19 protein-coding genes are annotated in these 19,254 nt (G+C 71.8%); 6 read left to right on the forward strand and 13 right to left on the reverse strand.

The features are described from left to right. Window positions 1-491: 491 nt before the first annotated feature. A complete protein-coding gene (locus AAFN69_RS15485; RefSeq protein WP_347729069.1) occupies window positions 492-851 on the forward strand; it encodes a hypothetical protein in 360 nt (119 codons plus the stop codon). A gap of 2 nt (window positions 852-853) precedes the next feature. Continuing rightward, window positions 854-1,384 (forward strand): hypothetical protein, encoded by a 531-nt coding sequence (locus tag AAFN69_RS15490; RefSeq protein WP_347729070.1) that lies wholly within the window; start codon window positions 854-856, stop codon window positions 1,382-1,384. On the opposite strand, the gene AAFN69_RS15495 is transcribed toward AAFN69_RS15490, so the two are convergent. Together AAFN69_RS15495 and AAFN69_RS15500 are read right to left on the reverse strand one after the other, a co-directional pair. Continuing rightward, on the reverse strand, window positions 1,335-1,838 hold the full coding sequence (locus tag AAFN69_RS15495; protein WP_347729071.1) for a GNAT family N-acetyltransferase: 504 nt from the start codon (window positions 1,836-1,838) through the stop codon (window positions 1,335-1,337). The genes AAFN69_RS15490 and AAFN69_RS15495 overlap by 50 nt on opposite strands. A gap of 408 nt (window positions 1,839-2,246) precedes the next feature. Next, on the reverse strand, window positions 2,247-3,443 hold the full coding sequence (locus AAFN69_RS15500; protein WP_347729072.1) for a glycerophosphodiester phosphodiesterase: 1,197 nt from the start codon (window positions 3,441-3,443) through the stop codon (window positions 2,247-2,249). A 330-nt stretch (window positions 3,444-3,773) separates the two neighbouring features. Between AAFN69_RS15500 and AAFN69_RS15505 the strand changes: the two genes are divergently transcribed. Next, window positions 3,774-4,436 (forward strand): lysophospholipid acyltransferase family protein, encoded by a 663-nt coding sequence (locus tag AAFN69_RS15505; protein ID WP_347729073.1) that lies wholly within the window; start codon window positions 3,774-3,776, stop codon window positions 4,434-4,436. A gap of 129 nt (window positions 4,437-4,565) precedes the next feature. Here AAFN69_RS15505 and AAFN69_RS15510 read toward each other — a convergent pair whose 3' ends face one another. From AAFN69_RS15510 to AAFN69_RS15525, 4 genes are all read right to left on the reverse strand, one after another. Continuing rightward, complete coding sequence (locus tag AAFN69_RS15510; RefSeq protein ID WP_347729074.1) at window positions 4,566-6,122, reverse strand: MFS transporter; 1,557 nt, start codon at window positions 6,120-6,122, stop codon at window positions 4,566-4,568. Then, on the reverse strand, window positions 6,119-6,673 hold the full coding sequence (locus AAFN69_RS15515) for a TetR/AcrR family transcriptional regulator (protein ID WP_347729075.1): 555 nt from the start codon (window positions 6,671-6,673) through the stop codon (window positions 6,119-6,121). Before AAFN69_RS15515 ends, AAFN69_RS15510 begins: the two co-directional genes overlap by 4 nt. 234 nt (window positions 6,674-6,907) lie before the next feature. Continuing rightward, window positions 6,908-8,335, reverse strand: a complete 1,428-nt coding sequence (argH, locus tag AAFN69_RS15520) for an argininosuccinate lyase (protein ID WP_347729076.1) — start codon at window positions 8,333-8,335, stop codon at window positions 6,908-6,910. A 134-nt stretch (window positions 8,336-8,469) separates the two neighbouring features. Beyond that, a complete protein-coding gene (locus AAFN69_RS15525) occupies window positions 8,470-9,666 on the reverse strand; it encodes an argininosuccinate synthase (protein ID WP_347729077.1) in 1,197 nt (398 codons plus the stop codon). A 98-nt stretch (window positions 9,667-9,764) separates the two neighbouring features. On the opposite strand from AAFN69_RS15525, the gene AAFN69_RS15530 reads away from it, so the two are divergent. Then, window positions 9,765-10,358, forward strand: a complete 594-nt coding sequence (locus AAFN69_RS15530) for a pyridoxamine 5'-phosphate oxidase family protein (RefSeq protein WP_347729078.1) — start codon at window positions 9,765-9,767, stop codon at window positions 10,356-10,358. 239 nt (window positions 10,359-10,597) lie between these two features. Here AAFN69_RS15530 and AAFN69_RS15535 read toward each other — a convergent pair whose 3' ends face one another. From AAFN69_RS15535 to argC, 5 genes are all read right to left on the reverse strand, one after another. Then, a complete protein-coding gene (locus tag AAFN69_RS15535; RefSeq protein ID WP_347729079.1) occupies window positions 10,598-11,137 on the reverse strand; it encodes an arginine repressor in 540 nt (179 codons plus the stop codon). A 7-nt stretch (window positions 11,138-11,144) separates the two neighbouring features. Then, entirely contained in the window at window positions 11,145-12,359 is a 1,215-nt protein-coding gene (locus AAFN69_RS15540) for an acetylornithine transaminase (RefSeq protein WP_347729080.1), read from the reverse strand. Then, window positions 12,359-13,276, reverse strand: coding sequence for an acetylglutamate kinase (gene argB, locus AAFN69_RS15545; protein ID WP_347729081.1), 918 nt, complete (start codon window positions 13,274-13,276; stop codon window positions 12,359-12,361). Before argB ends, AAFN69_RS15540 begins: the two co-directional genes overlap by 1 nt. An 11-nt stretch (window positions 13,277-13,287) precedes the next feature. Next, window positions 13,288-14,442, reverse strand: coding sequence for a bifunctional glutamate N-acetyltransferase/amino-acid acetyltransferase ArgJ (gene argJ / locus AAFN69_RS15550; protein WP_347729082.1), 1,155 nt, complete (start codon window positions 14,440-14,442; stop codon window positions 13,288-13,290). A gap of 147 nt (window positions 14,443-14,589) precedes the next feature. Further along, window positions 14,590-15,618 carry an N-acetyl-gamma-glutamyl-phosphate reductase gene (gene argC, locus AAFN69_RS15555; protein ID WP_347729083.1) on the reverse strand — a complete coding sequence of 343 codons (1,029 nt, stop codon included), beginning with the start codon at window positions 15,616-15,618 and terminating at the stop codon, window positions 14,590-14,592. A gap of 184 nt (window positions 15,619-15,802) precedes the next feature. On the opposite strand from argC, the gene AAFN69_RS15560 reads away from it, so the two are divergent. Further along, a complete protein-coding gene (locus AAFN69_RS15560; protein ID WP_347729084.1) occupies window positions 15,803-16,408 on the forward strand; it encodes a dihydrofolate reductase family protein in 606 nt (201 codons plus the stop codon). A 225-nt stretch (window positions 16,409-16,633) separates the two neighbouring features. Beyond that, window positions 16,634-17,323, forward strand: a complete 690-nt coding sequence (locus AAFN69_RS15565) for an SMI1/KNR4 family protein (protein WP_347729085.1) — start codon at window positions 16,634-16,636, stop codon at window positions 17,321-17,323. A gap of 81 nt (window positions 17,324-17,404) precedes the next feature. On the opposite strand, the gene AAFN69_RS15570 is transcribed toward AAFN69_RS15565, so the two are convergent. Then, entirely contained in the window at window positions 17,405-18,457 is a 1,053-nt protein-coding gene (locus tag AAFN69_RS15570; RefSeq protein WP_347729086.1) for a MerR family transcriptional regulator, read from the reverse strand. Window positions 18,458-18,460: 3 nt separating this feature from the next. Further along, window positions 18,461-19,171: a HEAT repeat domain-containing protein gene (locus tag AAFN69_RS15575; RefSeq protein WP_347729087.1), complete on the reverse strand. Its 711-nt coding sequence runs from the start codon at window positions 19,169-19,171 to the stop codon at window positions 18,461-18,463. Between the last annotated feature and the right edge of the window lie 83 nt (window positions 19,172-19,254).

Consider the following 19,254-nt stretch of genomic DNA (forward strand, 5'->3'; position numbering starts at 1 on the left):
GCACAGGCAGGGGCCCTCAGAAGGCGCACATTCGACACATACAACGAGCACCGGGCGTCGTGATCGCCTCGGTCGCAAGGATGCGGCTGCTCGTCGTGGTCATGTGGCAAGTAAAGCAGACCGGCTCGGCGACCGATCAACACTGTCCGAATAGCGGACATGCTTGGACGGTCGCCCGGACCGGAGCCCGGGAGGCCGCCGGCGATCACTCATTCCCGTCTGACCTGCACAGATGCGGGATGACGAGGAGTGGTACGGCGGGGACCCGGGAGGGGGCGGGCGGCCCCGCTGTGGCCAAGGCCACGATGAAAGCGCAGTTTCACGCCACGACAGACCAGATCATTTCGGCCATGCCTCGACTTCGCGCCGGGCGTCGGGAGGGCGTTCACAAGCCTCCGGAGGGCCGTGGACACCCGGAGGACGGCGGCGCCGGCGCCCGCTGCCCGGGGCCGCGCACCGCGGCCGGCCCCGCCCGTAATACTCTCGGAGCCATGCTTGACGCCCTGACGATCGCGGTCGCCGTGACCGCGCTCGCGCTCGCCGCCTGGTGCGGTTTCGCCGCCTTCCGCGACCAGCCCACCAAGGACTGGCATTTCATCGGCATGGCGGTGGTGACCCTGCTGGCACTGGCCCAGCTGGTGGTGGGCATCGTCCGGCTGGCGGGCGGCGACAGGGCCCACGACGGCACGACGACCTTTGTCGTCTATCTGATCGGGGCGTTCCTCTCGGTCCCGGCGGCGGCCTTTCTGTCGCTGACCGAGCGGACCCGCTGGGGGTCGGCCACCGTCGCGGCCGGAGCGGTGGTGCTCGCGGTGCTCGAAGTCCGCCTCTACGACATCTGGGGAGGGTGACGATGACCGAACCCGTCACCGAGGAGAACCGAACCGCCGCCGGGCGGCGCGAACGGCCGCGCGGCCGGCTGACCGCCGGGCCCGGCCTGCTGCTCGTCTGGCTGTACTCCGTCATGTCGGTCGGAGCGGTCTCCCGCTCGGTCTACGAGATCATCGTCCGCTTCGACACCGCCCCACTCGCCCACACGCTCTCGGCGGTGGCGGCCGTGGTCTACGCCTTCATCACCTACACGCTGGTGCGCGGCGGGGAGACCGCCCGCAAGGCGGCTCTGGTGTGCTGCGCCGCCGAGCTGGCGGGGGTGCTGATCGTGGGCACCTGGACACTGGTGAACCCGTCCGCCTTCCCCGACTCCACCGTGTGGAGCGAGTACGGCGCGGGCTATCTCTTCATTCCGGTACTGCTGCCGGTGACCGGCATGCTCTGGCTGCGCCGCTCGGCCGGCCGCCGGCCCGCCGGGCACGGGTGGTACGGCACGTCCGGGCTCAGGCGCTGGCGATGTACTCCCGCGCCTCGGCCGTCTTCTCCAGAGTGACGATCGTCAGCCGCGGCCCGGTCTGCTCCCGGGCGACCGGGAGATAGCCCCGGCTCCGGTAGAGCCGGAGATTGCCCTCGCTGCGGTGACCGGTGAAGAGCTGGAACCGGCGGGCCGCCCGCTCCGCGGCGATCCGGTCCTCGATCGCGTCGAGCAGCCGTCCGCCGAGGCCGTGCCGCTGCATCCGGGGATGCACGATCAGTTTCGCCAGCCGGGCCGTGCCGTTCTCGTCCACCCTGCCGCGTACGGACGCGACCACTTCGTCCCCGAGCCGCGCCACCAGCGCATGCCCTTCGGCGATCTCGGCGCGCAGATCGTCCAGGGTCTGGGTGAGGGGCTCGATCGCGTAGTCGCCATACAGTTCGGCCTCACTCTGGTAGCACAGATACTGGAGCTTGAGAATGTGCTCCGCGTCCTGCGCCCTCGCCGCTGAGATGGTCACGCTCATGCCCATGTGCGGATGCCTCCCGCTCACCTGTGCTCTCCGGTTGTCTACCGCTCCATTCCCCCAACTCCTGGAGCTGCAACCTCTGCCGCGAGCATTGTGCGCCGCCACTCCGGGCGACAGGAACGGGTGGATCGTGGAATTCTCTGTGATCTGCGCGACGTGCCTGGGATTCACCGGCTGGTGGCGGCACTTGGCGCCGGGATCGCAGCCGGGAAGAGGAACGGGATTCCCCCGCGGGTCGCAGTGGCACACACCACACTCCGCGCGCCCACCCGCCCCGCCACCCATTCGGGGCATCCGGCCCGGCCCGGCCGAGGGGCGCGGGCCCGCCGGAACCCGGTCCGGACGGCGCCCGCCCGCCGGAACCACGGGCCGAACGGCACCCGCCCGTCCGGCCCTTGACCGCCGGGCCGTTCACACCCCGCCGGCCGGCCGCCGGTCCCGGAAGTCCGCCGCCGCGAGCAGCCCGGTGTCCGGGTGGTCGGTGAAGATGCCGTCGATACCGGTGTCGAAGTACCTCCGGTACGCGCCGAGGACGTCCCCGTACTCATTGGCGTCCTCCCCCGGCACCCCCGGATAGTCGCGCCGGAAGTCCGCGGGGAGGAAGCTGTTCTCGTTCCGCAGGGTGTACGGGTGCAGGATCAGCCCCGCCCGGTGGGCGTCCCGCACCAGCGTCGTCGGCCGGCCCAGCGCGCCGTCCGCGCCCCGGGGAATGACCAGGTTGAGGGTGGGGCCGATGCCCTGGGCGAAGGACGCGATCCACTTCAGGCCGTCCGGCGCGATCAGATCGTCGACCGTGCGCGGATCGCCCGCCTCCACGAAGTCCCAGGGCCGGGTCCCGGCGGCGTCGAGCAGCACCACCCGGGGCGAGGAGACCAGCCGGGCCATCCGCCGCATGCTCCCCGGCTCGAACGACTGGAGGAAGACGGGCGAGTCGTGCCGGTCCCGGCCGTAGCGGCGCAGCAGCCGGGCGAGCGGTTCCTCCAGGCCCAGGCCGAGGCCCCGGAAGTAGGTCGGGTGCTTGGTCTCGGCGTGCAGCCAGACCGGACGGCCCCGGCGGCGGCCCTCCTTCTCCGCCCAGCGCAGCACCTCCTCGAAGGTGGGCACGGTCCAGCGGCCGTCGTAGAGGGTGTTGCGGGGGCGGTTGCCCGGGATCCGCTCCTTGGCCCGGAGGGTCTTCAGCTCCGCGAGGGTGAAGTCCTCGGTGAACCAGCCGGTGATCCTGGTGCCGTCCACCGTCTTCGCCGTCCGGCGAGAGGCGAACTCCGGACGGGCGGCGACATCCGTGGTGCCGCTGATGTCGTTCTCGTGACGGCAGACGAGATGGCCGTCCCGGGTGGGGACCAGATCCTGTTCGATGACATCCGCGCCCATGTCGAGCGCCAGCCGGTACGCGCCGAGGGTGTGCTCGGGCCGGTAGCCGCTGGCGCCCCGGTGGGCGATGATCGCGGGCCGGGGCAGCTCCCGCAGGTGTCCGCGGTCCCGCTCCCCGCGCTCGGCGGCGCCGGCCGGCGCCGCGGCGGCCCCGGTCAGACCCAGTGCCGCGGTACCGAGCGCGGCGGCTCCGAGTATCCGCCGACGCCCCGGACTCCTGCCGGTGTCCTCCGTCATCGGGCCCTTCCTCTCCTGTCACCGACCGTCACCCGGCCGTGTTTCCGGTCACTGCCGCGACCCGGTCTCCGGCGACCGGCGGGTACGGGCGTGGCTGTGACCGACGCTAGGGGAATCTGTGGTATCGCGGGGAAACGTCCGGACGAACGTGGCGCAAATAGATGTCACCAGTGCGTAACCACTCCGTGAACCCGATGTGCGATGAGACGTGAACCGCGAGTATCGTCCTCACCTGCCCTGACTTCATTCGGGCCCGGCCAAGGCCCGACGCGGGGGACCGCACCGGCCGCCCGCCGTCCGTCCATGACACCGGAGGACTCGTTGTCCCGCTTGTCGCTCATCAAGGCCGTGCTTGGACCGTTCCTGCGCCTGATGTTCCGCCCTCGCGTGGAAGGCGTCGAGAACATTCCGGGCACCGGCCCCGTGATCCTGGCGGGGAATCACCTCACCTTCATCGACTCCATGATCCTCCCGCTGGTGACCTCGCGCCCGGTGCACTTCATCGGCAAGGACGAATACGTCACCGGAAAGGGCGTCAAGGGCCGTGTGATGGCCTGGTTCTTCATCGGCGTCGGCATGATCCCGGTGGACCGGGACGGTGCGAACGGCGGAGTGGCCGCGCTGATGACGGGCCGCCGGATCCTGGAGGAGGGCCGGGTGTTCGGCATCTACCCCGAGGGCACCCGCTCCCCCGACGGCCGGCTCTACCGGGGACGTACCGGAATCGCCCGGCTCACCCTGATGACCGGCGCGCCCGTCATCCCCTTCGCCGTGATCGGCACGGACAAGCTCCAGCCCGGCGGCGCCGGCCTGCCGCGCCCCGGCCGGGTGACGATCCGGTTCGGCGAGGCGATGGAGTTCTCCCGGTACGAGGGCATGGACCGCGACCGCTATGTGCTGCGCGCGGTGACCGACTCGGTGATGACCGAGGTCATGGGGCTCTCGGGCCAGGAGTACGTGGACATGTACGCCACCAAGGCCAAGGCGGCCTGACTCGCCGGAGCGGACGACGGCGCCGGGCCCCGGACAGGATTCCTGTCCGGGGCCCGGCGCCTTTCGTGCCCGGGGCCGTTCCCGCCCGGCGCCTTTCGTGCCCGGGGCGGGCGGGTGTGCGGCGGGCCGCTACGGGTGCTCGACGCCATCCTCCAGGCGCTGGCCCTTCAGCAGGAACCAGGCACCCACAGCGGTGAGCAGCAGGACCGCCGAGCCGACCGCGCCCGCCACATGGAATCCGTCGGCGAAGGCGTTCTGCGCCGAGGAGAGCAGGGCCGCGCCCTGTTCCTGCGGCAGGGCGCCCGCCACATCGGCGGCCCCGCCCAGGGAGTCCCGGGCGGCGGACACGGCGTCCGCGGGTACCCCCTCGGGGGCGGGGAAGCCCCGGTAGACCCCGGTCACGATCGACCCGAGCACCGCGATGCCGAGTGCCGCGCCGAGCTCGTACGCCGTCTCGGAGACCGCGGACGCCGCTCCCGCCTGCTCCTTGGGGACGCTGGAGAGAATGACGTCGGCGGTGACCGTGAAGGCGAGCCCCGCGCCGAAGCCGCCGAGGAAGAGCGCCAGGCCCATGGATAGCGGGCCGGTGTCCGCGGTGAGCAGGGTGCAGGCGGCCAGGGCGAGGCCGACCGCCGTCAGACCGCCGGAGACCGCGCTGCGGACCGAGGCCCGGCGGGCGAGATGACCGGCCATCAGACCGGCTCCGACCGCGCCGATGGCGGCGGGCAGCTCTATCAGTCCGGCCTCCAGGGGCGAGCGCCCCTGGACGAGCTGGAGGAACTGCGAGAGGAAGAAGACCAGCCCGGAGAGGCCGAGGATGGTGAGCAGATCGGCCAGTACCGCGCCGGAGAAGCCCCGGTTGTGGAAGAGCCGGACATTGAGCAGCGGGGATTCCAGCGTCAGCTGCCGGCGTATGAACCAGTGGAGCGCGCCGATACCGACCGCCGCGGCGGCCAGATTCTCCGGGCCCGGGCCGTGGACCGCCAGTTCCTTGATCGCGTAGACCACGGCGATGATGCCGACGAGGGAGAGGCCGACACTGGGGAGGTCCCAGGGACCGGGGTTGGGGTTGCGCGACTCGGGGAGCAGCTTGATGCCGACGAGGACGAGGACCGCCATCACCGGGAGGTTGATCAGAAAGACCGAGCCCCACCAGAAGTGCTCCAGCAGCACACCGCCGACCACCGGTCCGACGGCGGCACCGGCGGAGGCGGCGGCACCCCAGATGCCGACCGCGAGACTGCGCTCCTTCGGGTCGTGGAAGAGATTGCGGATCAGGGCGAGGGTGGACGGCATCAGGGTCGCACCGGCGACACCGAGCAGCGCCCGCGCCACGATCATCATCTCGGGGCTGGTCGCATAGGCGTTGAGCACGGAGACGGCGCCGAAGGCCACGGCTCCGGTGAGCAGCAGCTTCTTGCGGCCGATGCGGTCGCCGAGGCTGCCCATGGAGATCAGCAGACCCGCGATGACGAAGGAGTAGACATCGCCGATCCAGAGCAGCTGGGTCCCGGACGGGCCGAGGTCCTCGCTCAGGAACGGGGTCGCCAGGCCGAGCACGGTGGCATCGACCGCCACCAGCAGCACGGCGAGCACCAGCACGGCGAGGGCGACCCAGCGGCCGGGGTTCTTCACGATCTCGGTGTCGCCGCCGGGGTACGGCGTCTTCTGTCCGGTGGCGGTCACTTCTCCACACTCCGTCGGATACAGCCGCCGAGCAGCAGCTCGGCGATCATGAACTGGAAGTCCTTGGGGGCGACCCGGCCGGACTGCACCGCCCAGGCTCCCGAACCGAAGAGCCCGTAGAGGGCCTCGGTGAGCCAGGCGGCGGTGAGGTCGATCCGGAAGTCGCCTTCCTCCTGGCCGCGCTGGAAGAGCGCGGCCACCCTGACATCGAGCCGGTTCCACCCCTCATTGACCTGCTCGCCCTCGAAAAGCTGGTTCTCGGTGACGAGGAAGCCGAGGAGTCCGGCATTGGCCTCACTCCCGGCGATCAGGCGCCGCAGCGCCTCGGGGGCGGTGCCCTCGTCGAGCCGTGCCGCGTCCAGTGCCGCCTCGAACTCGCGGATGCCCAGCTCCTCCAGCGCGAGGACGAGCGCGTCCCGCCCGGCGAAGTGGCGGTGCAGGGTGGCCCGTCCGATGCCGGCGGCCCGGGCGACCTCGTCCATGGTCGCGGTGGCTTTGCGGGTGAGCGTGGCGGCGGCGGAACGCAGTACCTGCTCGCGGTCGACTGTCATGAGACAAGCATAGACCATGTGAGACATCACTGTCTCACCCGGTGCCGCACCGACTCATTCGGCGGGGAGAAACAAAGGAGCCGGCCCCCACCGATGGGCGGGGGCCGGCTCCTTGAGCGGGCGAACGGGCACAGTGGTCCCGGTCGCGCGCGGATGGGTCCGCGGCGCGGCCGGGACGGGATCGCGAGCCGGTCGAGCAGCCCGGCGGCCCCGTCGGACCAGAGGGTGGCGGGGTCAGTCCCCGGCCGTGGCCCAGGCGTACTGAGCCGCGAGATCGGCCCTGACCTCGGCGAGCTGGATCGCCACGGCGGACGGCGCGGTACCGCCGCGCCCGCTGCGGGAGGCCAGCGCGCCCGCGACATTGAGCACCGAGCGCACCTCGGGCTTCAGATGTGCGGAGATCTCGGCGAACTCCTCGTCCGTCAGCTGGTCCAGCTCGATCCCCCGCGCCTCGCAGACCTTGACGCACTCACCGGCCACCTCGTGCGCGACCCGGAACGGCACCCCCTGCTTGACCAGCCACTCCGCGATGTCGGTGGCGAGCGAGAAGCCGGCCGGGGCCAGCTCCTCCATCCGCTCCCGGTTGACGGTGAGCGTGGCCATCATCCCGGTGAAGGCGGGCAGCAGCACCTCCAGCTGGTCGCAGGAGTCGAAGACCGGCTCCTTGTCCTCCTGGAGGTCGCGGTTGTACGCCAGCGGCAGCGCCTTCAAGGTCGCCAGCAGGCCGGTCAGATTGCCGATCAGCCGGCCCGACTTGCCGCGCGCGAGCTCGGCGATGTCCGGGTTCTTCTTCTGCGGCATGATCGACGACCCGGTGGAGAACGCGTCGTGGAGCGTGACGAAGGAGAACTCCTTGGTGTTCCAGATGATGATCTCCTCCGCGATCCGGGAGAGATTGACCCCGATCATCGCGGTGATGAAGGCGAACTCGGCGACGAAGTCGCGCGAGGCGGTGCCGTCGATCGAATTGCCCACCGAACCGCGCTCGAAGCCCAGGTCGGCGGCGACCGCCTCCGGGTCGAGTCCGAGCGAGGAGCCGGCGAGCGCGCCGGAGCCGTAGGGCGAGACCGCCGTGCGGTCGTCCCACTGCCGCAGCCGCTCGGCGTCCCGGGAGAACGCCTGCACATGGGCGAGTACATGGTGGGCGAAGAGCACCGGCTGGGCGTGCTGGAGATGGGTGCGGCCCGGCATGGCGACACCGGGGTGCGCCTCGGCCAGCCCCACCAGCGCGCTCTGGAGCTCGGCGATCAGGCCGCCGATGATCCGGGCGTGGTCACGGAGGTACATCCGGAAGAGGGTGGCGATCTGGTCATTGCGGGAGCGGCCGGCCCGCAGCTTGCCGCCGAGGTCGGCGCCGAGGCGCTCCAGCAGACCGCGTTCGAGCGCGGTGTGCACGTCCTCGTCGGCGATGGTGCCGGTGAAGGAGCCGTCGGCGACGTCCTTCTCCAGCCGGCCGAGGCCGTCGAGCATCCGGGTCAGCTCATCGGCGGTGAGCAGGCCGGCGGTGTGCAGCACCCGGGCGTGGGCGCGGGATCCGGCGATGTCGTACGGCGCGAGCCGCCAGTCGAAGTGCACCGAGGCGGAGAGTTTCGCCAGCGCCTCGGCCGGGCCGTCGGCGAAACGCGCGCCCCAGAGCCGGACATCACCGTTGTTGCTGCTCACTGCGGAAGCTCCTCGGAGTGTGGATGTGCGACCGCCCCCTCGGCTGATGCCTGGGGGCGGTCACTCCGCCCCGTCGCGGGCGGGCGGGGCGGAGATGGTCGTACGGTGGCGCGGGAACCCGGGGCCCCGGGGCGCTAGATCTTGAGGTCGCGACGGGCGGCGATCTTCGACGAGAGGCCGAAGATCTCGATGAAGCCCTGGGCCTTCGACTGGTCGAAGGTGTCGCCGGAGTCGTAGGTGGCGAGGTTGAAGTCGTAGAGCGACTCGTCGGACTTCCGGCCGGTGACGACGGCCCGGCCGCCGTGCATGGTCATCCGGATGTCGCCGGTGACGTACTGGTTGGCCTCGTTGATGAAGCCGTCCAGGGCGCGCTTGAGCGGGGAGAACCAGAGGCCGTCGTAGACCATCTCGCCCCAGCGCTGCTCGACCTGCCGCTTGTAGCGGGCCAGCTCGCGCTCGACGGTGACATTCTCCAGCTCCTGGTGGGCGGTGATGAGCGCGATGGCGCCCGGCGCCTCGTACACCTCACGGGACTTGATGCCCACGAGCCGGTCCTCGACCATGTCGATCCGGCCGATGCCCTGGGCACCCGCGCGCTCATTGAGCTGCTGGATGGCCTGGAGGACGGTGACGGGCTTGCCGTCGATGGCGACCGGGACGCCCTCCTTGAAGGAGATGACGACCTCGTCGGCCTCGCGCGGCTCGGCCGGGTTGGAGGTGTACTCGTAGATGTCCTCGATCGGCGCGTTCCAGATGTCCTCCAGGAAGCCGGTCTCGACGGCCCGCCCGAAGACGTTCTGGTCGATGGAGTACGGCGACTTCTTGGTGGTGGTGATCGGGAGCTGCTTCTCCTCGCAGAAGGCGATCGCCTTGTCCCGGGTCATCGCGTAGTCGCGGACCGGGGCGATGCACTTCAGGTCGGGGCCGAGAGCGGCGATACCGGCCTCGAAGCGGACCTGGTCATTGCCCTTGCCGGTGCAGCCGTGGGCCACGATGCCGGCGTTGTGCTTGCGGGCGGCGGCGACCAGGTGCTTGACGATGGTCGGCCGGGAGAGCGCGGAGACCAGCGGATAGCGGTCCATGTACAGCGCGTTGGCCTTGATCGCGGGGAGGCAGTACTCATCGGCGAACTCGTCCCTGGCGTCCGCCACCTCGGCCTCGACGGCACCGCAGGCGAGCGCGCGCTTGCGGATGACGTCCAGGTCCTCGCCGCCCTGCCCGACATCCACGGCGACGGCGATGACCTCGGCGCCCGTCTCCTCGGCGATCCAGCCGATGGCGACGGAGGTGTCCAGACCGCCCGAGTAGGCGAGTACGACGCGCTCGGTCACGGGTTTCTCCTTAACGGTGCATTCCGACGATGGAATAAGTATGCACTCCTCCGTATGTTTCGTCAACGCCACCCCGTGATGGCCCCGCGCGGCGCAGAATGCGGGCATGGGAAAACCATGAGCGCATCGAGGGCCGGATCCGGGCCTTCATCGAGGAGCAGCCCGTCTTCTTCACCGCGACCGCCCCGCTCGCGGGCGACGGCCATGTGAACCTCTCCCCCAAGGGCCGCGGCGGATCGCTGATCGTCCTGGACGAACTGACCCTGGCCTATTTGGACTTCGGCGGCAGCGGCGCGGAGACGATCGCGCATCTGCGGGAGGAGGGGAACGGCCGGATCACCCTGATGTGGTGTGCCTTCACCGGACCGCCCAAGGTGCTGCGGGTGCACGGCCGCGGTGAGGTGGTCCTCCGGGACGATCCGCGCTGGGCTGATCTCATCGGCCGCTTCGGGGACGCGGACGGGCCGTCGGCCCGCGCGGTCATCGTCATCCACGCGCGCCGGATCAGCGACGCGTGCGGGTTCGCGGTGCCGTTCATGGAGTACACGGGGGAACGCACCCAGCATGCGGAGCACTTCGGGCGGAAGTCGGACGAGGAGTTCGCGGCGTACTGCGAGAAGAAGGAGCACGTGGGGGTGAGCCTGGACGGACTCCCGGCCCTTCCGCTGCCGCTGCCGCCGCGGCGGGCGTGAGGGGGTGGCCGTTCCGCGCCGGTCCGAGGCGGGGAGCGGCCATCCCAGCCCCGCCGGCGATTGAGGCGCGGGGCTCGGGGCAGCGCCCCGCGAACGACCCGCGGTCGCGGACCGGCGGAAGCACCGTGCGGGCCTCTTGCCGGGGCTCCGCCCCGGACCCCGCGCCTCAATCGCCGGCGAGGCTGTGTATCGCGGCTCCAGCCCGCCGGCGGGGCTGAGGGTTGCGGCCCGCCGGCGGGTCAGGCGCGGTCGTTCTGGGCCAGTCGGAGCAGATGGTCGGCCAGCGCCTGGCCGCCCACCGGATCGCGGCTGATCAGCAGCAGCGTGTCGTCGCCCGCGATCGTGCCGAGGATGTCGTGGAGCTCGGCCTGGTCGATGGCCGAGGCGAGGAACTGCGCGGCGCCCGGAGGAGTGCGCAGCACCACCAGATTGGCGGACGCCTCGGCGGAGATCAGCAGCTCTCCGGAGAGCCTGCGCATCCGCTCCTCCTTCGCCGACTCGCCGAGCGGGGCCTGCGGGGTGCGGAAGCCGCCCTCGCTCGGGACCGCGTAGATCAGCTCACCGCCGGTGTTGCGGATCTTCACCGCGCCCAGCTCGTCGAGATCGCGGGAGAGCGTCGCCTGGGTGACGTTCAGCCCGTTGTCCGCGAGGAGCTTGGCCAGCTGGCTCTGGGAGCGCACCGGCTGGCGGTTGAGAATGTCCACGATCCGGCGGTGGCGGGCCATCCGCGTCTGCGGTACTGCGGGCCCGCCCTGCTCGGTGTCCTGCGCCTCGGTCATCTTCGTCTCATTCTCCGGATCGTCCTTCCCTGTGCGACGCGGCGGCCGCGTCGAGAACGCCGGGCAGGGCCTGGAGGAAGGAGTCCACCTCCGCCTCGCCGATGATCAGCGGCGGAATCAGCCGTAGGACATCGGGAGCCGGGGCGTTCACCAGGAAGCCGGCGCTCTGAGCCGCGATCTGCACCTGCGGCGCGAGGGGCTCGCTGAGCACGATACCCAGCATGAGTCCGGCACCGCGGATGTGGGAGACCAGGGGGTGCCTGCCGCGGCCCCCGGCGTCCACCACGCCGTCCCGGATCCGCTCGCCGAGCGTCTTGACCCGGTCGAGGATCCCTTCCGCCTCGATGGTCTCCAGAACGGCGAGTCCGGCGGCGCAGGCGACCGGGTTCCCGCCGAAGGTCGTGCCGTGGTGGCCGGGCTTGAGGAGATCGGCGGCCGGGCCGAAGGCGACGGCGGCACCGAGCGGCAAACCGCCGCCGAGGCCCTTGGCGAGGGTGACGACATCGGCCTCCACCCCCTCGGCCTGGGCCGCGAACCAGTGGCCGGTCCGTCCGATGCCGGTCTGGACCTCGTCCAGGCAGAGCAGGGTGCCGGTGGCCCGGGTGATCTCCCGGGCGGCGGTGAGATACCCCGGGGGCGGCACCATGACGCCGTTCTCGCCCTGGATGGGCTCGATGACGACCAGCGCGGTCTCGCTGGTCACGGCGGCGCGCAGGGCTTCGGCGTCCCCGTACGGTACGTGGGTGACCTCGCCCGGCAGCGGCAGGAAGGGGTGCCGCTTGGCCGGCTGGCCGGTCAGTGCCAGGGCACCCATGGTCCGGCCGTGGAAACCGCCGGTGGTGGCCACGGTGTGCGAGCGGCCGGTGAGCCGGCCGATCTTGAAGGCGGCCTCATTGGCCTCGGCGCCGGAATTGCAGAAGAAGACCCGCCCGGGCCTGCCGAAGAGCTGGATCAGCCGCTCGGCGAGAGCGAGCGGCGGCTCGGCGCCGTAGAGGTTGGAGACATGGCCGAGCGAGGCGATCTGCCGGGAGACGGCGTCGACGACCGCCGGGTGGGCGTGGCCGAGCGCGTTGACCGCGATCCCGCCGACGAAGTCGGTGTACTCGGTGCCGTCGGCGTCCCAGACCTTCGCCCCCTCGCCGCGGACGAGCGCCAGCCCCGGGGTGCCGTAGTTGTCGGTCATCACGCCCCGCCAGCGCCGGGCGTACTCCTGGTTGCTCATCATTCCCCTTCGGGTCCGGACGGGGCGTCGGGCACGACCATGGTGCCGATGCCCTCGTCGGTGAAGATCTCCAGCAGGATGGAGTGCGGTACGCGGCCGTCGATGACGCGGGCGGTGTTCACTCCGTTGCGCACGGCGTGGAGGCAGCCCTCCATTTTGGGGACCATGCCGCTGGAGAGATCGGGCAGGAGCTTCTCCAGCTCGGTCGCGGTGAGCCGGGAGATGACCTCGTCGCTGTGGGGCCAGTCCTCGTACAGCCCCTCGACATCGGTGAGGACCATCATGGTTTCCGCGCCCAGCGCCGCAGCGAGTGCCGCAGCCGCCGTATCAGCATTGACGTTGTAGACATGTCCGTCGTCCTCCGAGCGGGCGATGGAGGAGATGACCGGGATCCGGTTGTTCTCCAGCAGCGCCTCGACGGCGCCGGTGTCGATTCTGGTGATCTCGCCGACCCGCCCGATGTCGACGCGCTCGCCGTCGATGAGCGGCCGGTGGCGGGTCGCGGTGATGGTGTGCGCGTCCTCGCCGGTGATGCCGACGGCGAGCGGTCCGTGCTGATTGAGCAGCCCGACCAGCTCGCGCTGGACCTGTCCGGCCAGCACCATCCGCACGACATCCATGGCCTCGGGGGTGGTGACCCGGAGCCCGGCCTTGAATTCGCTGGTCAGGCCCTGCTTGTCGAGCTGTGCGCTGATCTGCGGGCCGCCGCCGTGGACCACGACCGGCTTGAGGCCGGCGTGCCGGAGGAAGACGACGTCCTGGGCGAAGGCGGCCTTGAGGTCGTCGTCGACCATGGCGTTGCCGCCGAATTTGATGACGACGGTCTTGCCGTTGTGCCGGGTGAGCCAGGGCAGCGCCTCGATGAGGATCCGGGCCTTGGGCAGTGCCGTGTGCTTACGCGCTGACGCAGGATTCACAGGTGTCCCGTTCATGAGCTGTAGGCGCTGTTCTCGTGGACGTACTCGGCGGTGAGGTCATTGGCCCAGATGACGGCGGTCTCGGATCCGGCGGCGAGGTCGGCGGTGATCCGCACCTCGCGGAAGCGCATGTCGACGAGGTCGCGGTCCTCGCCGACACTGCCGTCGCGGCAGACCCAGACTCCGTTGATGGCGACATTGAGCCGGTCGGGCTCGAAGGCGGCACCGGTGGTGCCGATGGCGGAGAGGACCCGGCCCCAGTTGGGGTCCTCGCCGTGGATGGCGCACTTGAGGAGGTTGTTGCGGGCGATGGAGCGGCCGACCTCGACGGCGTCGTCCTCGGTGGCCGCGCCGACGACCTCGATCCGGATGTCCTTGGACGCGCCCTCGGCGTCCCCGATGAGCTGGCGGGCGAGGTCGTCGCAGACCGTGCGCACGGCGTCGTCGAAGAGCTCGTACTCCGGGGTGATTCCGGAGGCTCCGGAGGCGAGCAGCAGCACGGTGTCGTTGGTGGACATGCAGCCGTCGGAGTCGACCCGGTCGAAGGTGAGGCGGGTGGCGTCGCGCAGCGCCTTGTCGAGGACGGGGCTCTCGACATCGGCGTCGGTGGTGAGCACCACGAGCATGGTGGCGAGGCCGGGGGCGAGCATTCCGGCGCCCTTGGCCATGCCGCCGACCGCCCAGCCGCCGCCCCGGTGGACGGCGGTCTTGTGGACGGTGTCGGTGGTCTTGATGGCGATGGCGGCCCGGTCGCCGCCGTCCTCGCTGAGCTGGGCGGCGGCCGTCTCGATACCGGGGAGGAGCTTGTCCATGGGCAGGAGCAGGCCGATGAGGCCGGTGGAGGCGACGGCGATCTCGCCCGCGCTGTGCCCCGGCAGGATCTCGGCGGCCTTCTCCGCGGTGGCGTGGGTGTCCTGGAAGCCCTGGGGGCCGGTGCAGGCGTTGGCGCCGCCGGAGTTGAGGACGACCGCGGTGACGGCGCCGCCCTGGAGGACCTGCTCGCTCCAGAGCACGGGGGCGGCCTTGACGCGGTTGGAGGTGAAGACACCCGCGGCGGCGCGGCGCGGACCGTTGTTGACCACGAGGGCCAGGTCCGGGTTGCCGTTCTCCTTGATCCCGGCGGCGATGCCGGCCGCCGTGAATCCCTGCGCTGCGGTGACGCTCACTGTTTCTCCATCTCCTGGGTGTCCGGGCGGGTGCGGGTGCCGGGCCGGGGGGTCGGGGGGCCGGGCCGGTGCGGGTGCCGGGCCGGGGGGGCCGGTCCGGTGCGGGCTGTGCGGTTCGGGTGGTTCCGGCGGTACGGGCCGGTCGGCTCAGGGCGCGACGCCGACCGTGGTGAGGCCGGTCTCCTCGGGCAGCCCGAGTGCGATGTTCATGCTCTGCACGGCGCCGCCGGCGGTGCCCTTGGTCAGATTGTCGATGGCGCTGATGGCGATGATCCGCCCGGCGTACTCGTCCAGGACGGCCTGCACCCGTACGGCGTTGGACCCGTACACGGAGGAGGTCGCGGGCCACTGTCCCGCGGGGAGCAGCCGGACGAAGGGCTCGTCCGCGAGCGCCTTCTCGTAGGCGGCCCGCACATCCCGCGCGGTGACGCCCGGCCTCGCCCTGGCGGAGCAGGTGGCCAGGATGCCGCGCGGCATGGGCGCGAGGGTCGGGGTGAAGGAGACGGTGACCGGCTCCCCCGCGACGGCGCTGAGGTTCTGGATCATCTCGGGGGTGTGCCGGTGGCCTCCGCCGACGCCGTACGGGCTCATGGAGCCCATCACCTCGGAGCCGAGCAGATGCGGTTTGGCGGCCTTGCCCGCGCCGGATGTGCCCGAGGCGGCGGTGATCACGGCCTCGGGTTCGGCGAGGTGGGCCGCGTACGCCGGGAAGAGCGCGAGCGAGACGGCGGTGGGATAGCACCCCGGCACCGCGATCCGCCGGGCTCCCGCGAGCACGGCACGCGCCCCGGGCAGCTCGGGGAGCCCATAGGGCCAGGTCCCGGCGTGCGGGGAGCCGTAGAAGCGCTCCCAGTCGGCGGCGTCCGCGAGCCGGAAGTCGGCGCCCATGTCGATGACCAGGGTCTCGGAGCCGAGCTGTTCGGCGACGGCGGCGGACTGGCCGTGCGGCAGCGCGAGAAAGACGACATCGTGCCCGGCGAGCACCTCGGGAAGGGTCGGCTGGAGCACCCGCTCCGCGAGGGGTGTCAGATGGGGCTGGAGCCCGCCGAGGGGCTGTCCGGCGTTGGAGTTGCCGGTGAGCGCGCCGATCTCGACGCCGGGATGCGCCAGCAGCAGCCGGAGAACCTCTCCGCCCGCGTATCCGCTCGCCCCTGCCACTGCCACTCGTACGACCATCGAACCCTCCTCAGCGATGGCATGACTATACGTACTCACGCAGTTTTATGCAAAGGGTTGACCATGGACACCTCGCCGCGCTGTGACCGGGCGGTGCGCCTCGCCCGGCCGAGCGTGACCGATGAGTTCGCGGCTCGCGGCCGGTCCAAGTCCGTGACACCCGAGGAAAGGAAGTGGCACCGCCATGTCGGAGCTTCTCGTCGACTTCATCACCTCCCTCGACGGCCATGCGTCGGGAGAGGGGTGGCCCGGTTTCTGGGGCCTGGAAGGCCCGGAGTACCTCGCATGGCTCGGCCGGCAGCCCGAGGCCACCTACCTGATGGGAGCGAACACCTACCGCCTGATGTCGGGCTTCGCCGCGGGTGAGGTCCCGAACGGCCAGGACGGGTTCAGACCCGAGGAGGAGGCGTCTGTGGACGAGCTCACACAGGCGTCCAAGGTGGTGTTCTCCTCCTCACTCGAGGCGCCGCTGACGTGGGCCAACTGCACGCTCGTCCGCGACGGCGCCGTCGAGTCGGTGCGCGCCATGAAAGCGAGTGGCTCGGGGCTCCTGAGCACGATCGGCAGCCTCAGCCTCTGCCGGTCCCTGCTGCGGGCCGGGCTCGTCGACCGCTTCCGTGTCGTGATGTTCCCGGTGATCACCGGTGCCACGGGCGAGGAACGCATCTACGACGGCTATCCGGACGTCGCCCTGGAGATGACCGGGCACCGCACCTTCGACGGCCGCATCCAGCTGGTCGAGTACAAGCCCCGCGTGCTCGAACATCCGCCGCTCGGCACCCCCGCGTGATGCCGTCCCGCCGGTCGGGAAGGCCGCCCTCCGGCGCCGGGACGCCCGGTCCGCCCGGCCGGAGCCATCGCGGGCCGGCCCGCGCACGCCGATCCGGACGCGCGCGGACGCCCCCTCCGGGCAGGGCCGCGCGAGCCGAGCGCTCCCCGCGCCGTTGAGGCCGTCCACCGCGCCCGGTCACCGGGGGCGGGTCCCGCTGTCAGTGGCGCCCCTTACTGTCCGGGCATGACCGATCAGGGATGGAACGGTGTCCGTGAGCGCGTCCGCGCCCTGGGTGAGCTGCCGGCGCGCGGCGGGGTGTTCGGCTCGCACGGGCACAAGTGGGTCCTGGAGGACCCTCTGGCCGACGGCGAGCTGGCCGAACTGGAAGCGCAGACGGGGGTGCGGTTGCCGGAGGAGTACCGGACCTTCCTCACCCGCGTCGGCGCCGGCGGCGCGGGCCCCGCGTACGGCCTCTTTCCCGTCCGCCGCGTGCAGGGCCGCTGGCGCTGGGAGGGAGACGGTGCCGACCTGGCCGATCCGTCCATGCTCGCCCGGCCCTTTCCCGACCGCGGACCGGACTCCGCGGAGCGCGAGGCACTTCTCGCCGTACGCCCCGAGGAGGAGGACTTCGACGACATCGAGGAGTTCGACGACGCCATCGAAGCGTGGGACGAACGCTGGGGAGCCCTGATATTCGCCCCCGAGCGCACCGCCGGCGCCGTCGTGATCTCCCACCTCGGCTGCGCGCAGCGGGAGTGGCTGATCGTCAGCGGCCCTCATCGCGGCACCGTCTGGTCCGACTGGCGCGCGGACGACGGCGACCTCGTCCCCCTCCTCGGCCGGGCCGGCGAGCCGGTCACCTTCGCTCGCTGGTACACCGACTGGCTGCGCGAGGCCGAGCTCACCGCGCGCCGGCCGGCCGGGGGCGCCTGACCACGGGATGAGCGGCGCGGGCCGCCCGCGTCCAGGGTGCGGGCGAGCCGGGAGCGCGGCGTCGCGCCGGCCGCGGCCCGGTCACCCGCGCGGTGGCCGAGGCGGGTCCGTCATCGCGCGTCGCGCGGCCGGGGAGGCGTCGCGCAGCCGGAGAAGGTACGCCGCGGTCAGCGCGACCGCGCGGTCCCCGTCGTGCGAGAGCGTCACCAGGGCGTGGGACGCCCTCGTCCCCGGGATGCCCCCGAGCGCCTGGGTCAGCCGTCCGCGTGCGGGCGCCGGGGCGGTGTCGCGGGCGAGGCGGTCGACGAGCCCCGCCGCGATCCGGTCCGCCGCCGCGGTGCCGGCCGCCAGCACGCTCAGCGCGTCCGCCGCGTCGGTGTCGTTCCTTCCCTCCACGATCATGTCGATGAGGATCGGGACCGCATCGGCCACACCACGCGTCCCGAGCTCCAGAGCCGCGTACCCGCGGACCGCCCGGTCGGGATTGGCGAGGGCATCGCGCAGGCGCGCGGTCGCCTCGTCGCCGGGCATCTCGGCGAGGGACCGCACGGCGCGTTCCCGCACCGCGGCCACCGGCGAGGCGAGGCCCTCCGACAACGGGGCCGTGCCGCGGTCGCCCGATCGCGCGAGCGCCCATCGGAGCGCCCCGGCGACATTCGGGTCCCGCTCGCTCAGTGCCGCCTCGACCAGGGCGTCCACCGGCACCGGGACCTCGTCGGCCGAGTAGAGGGCCGCGCGCTGGCGTGCGTCGGGGCTCTTGGACCCCAGGGCCTGGAGGAGCGAGACGACCTGGAGGACGCCCTCCCAGTCGGCGGGGTCCGCGGCATCGATCCGGCGCAGCCGGGTGAGCAGCTCGGTCTCCGCCGCGATGCGTTCGCGCGTCTCGCGGATGAGGTCGTCCACGAGGGCCGAGGGGGTGAAGCCGGGATCGCCGAGCGCGCGGCCGATCTCGCGCAGCGACAGGCCGAGCGACCGCAGGCTCTCGATATGGAAGATCCGCCGGACGTCCTCCCCGGAGTACTCCCGGTAGCCGGAACCCGTACGGTCCGAGGGGGACACCAGACCGAGCTTCTCGTAATACCTGAGCATGCGGGCACTGACCCCGGACCGTCGCGCCACCTCACCGATCAACACGTCCTATTGTCCCTCCGGGCCGAACCCGCCGAGGGCCACGACGCGCTTCGCCTCCTCGATCGCGGCCTCGAATCCGGCCTCCGGGTCGCGCAGCAGCCGCTGGGTGGCGAGGGCGTGCGCGCGCACGCCCGGGTCCGGGGCCGTCGTCGCGGCGAGGAGAACGGGCTCGATCTCCTCTCCCAGGTCGACCAGCGCCCGGCTGAGACTCAGCTGCGTCTCCCGCCCGCCGCGCCCGAGCTGCGTCGCCAGCACCCCGGCCAGCGCGGCCCCCTCGCCTTCGGGCACCAGCAGGACCGCGGCCCGCCAGGCGCTCCGCGCCACCTCGTCGTCGGCGTCGCACAGGAGCGTCCGGGTGATGGCCGGCCAGGCCCGCCGGTCCCCGATCTTGGACAGGGTGTGCAGCGCCTGGCTCCGTGCCTGCGCTCGCTCCGAGCGGACTTCACGGAGCAGCAAGGGAAGCGTCAGGGAGACCGGGTGGCGGGTGAGCGCCCAGGTCAGCATGTCGCGGACGAAGAACTCGGGCTCGATCGCGCACCGCTCGACAAGCTTGTCGACAGAGCCGGGGGCGGGTGTGGTGCCGACCGCCAGGGCGGCCCGCAGGCGTACGGACGAACGGTCGTCCTCCAGCGCCCGAAGCGCTCGTGTCGCATCCGATTCCTGTCGCGTGATCGTCACGGCGACCACCTCCTCGGCGAGCAGTAAAGGCCCTGTCACCGTGTCAAGGTCAACCGGATGCGCGCGGACGGGGAGGCGGCGCGGCTCGGGCGCGGGTGTCCCGCCGGCCCGTGCGGAGGTAC

The sequence above is a fragment of the Streptomyces sp. CAU 1734 genome (genome assembly GCF_039888735.1).
Taxonomy (GTDB): Bacteria; Actinomycetota; Actinomycetes; order Streptomycetales; family Streptomycetaceae; genus Streptomyces.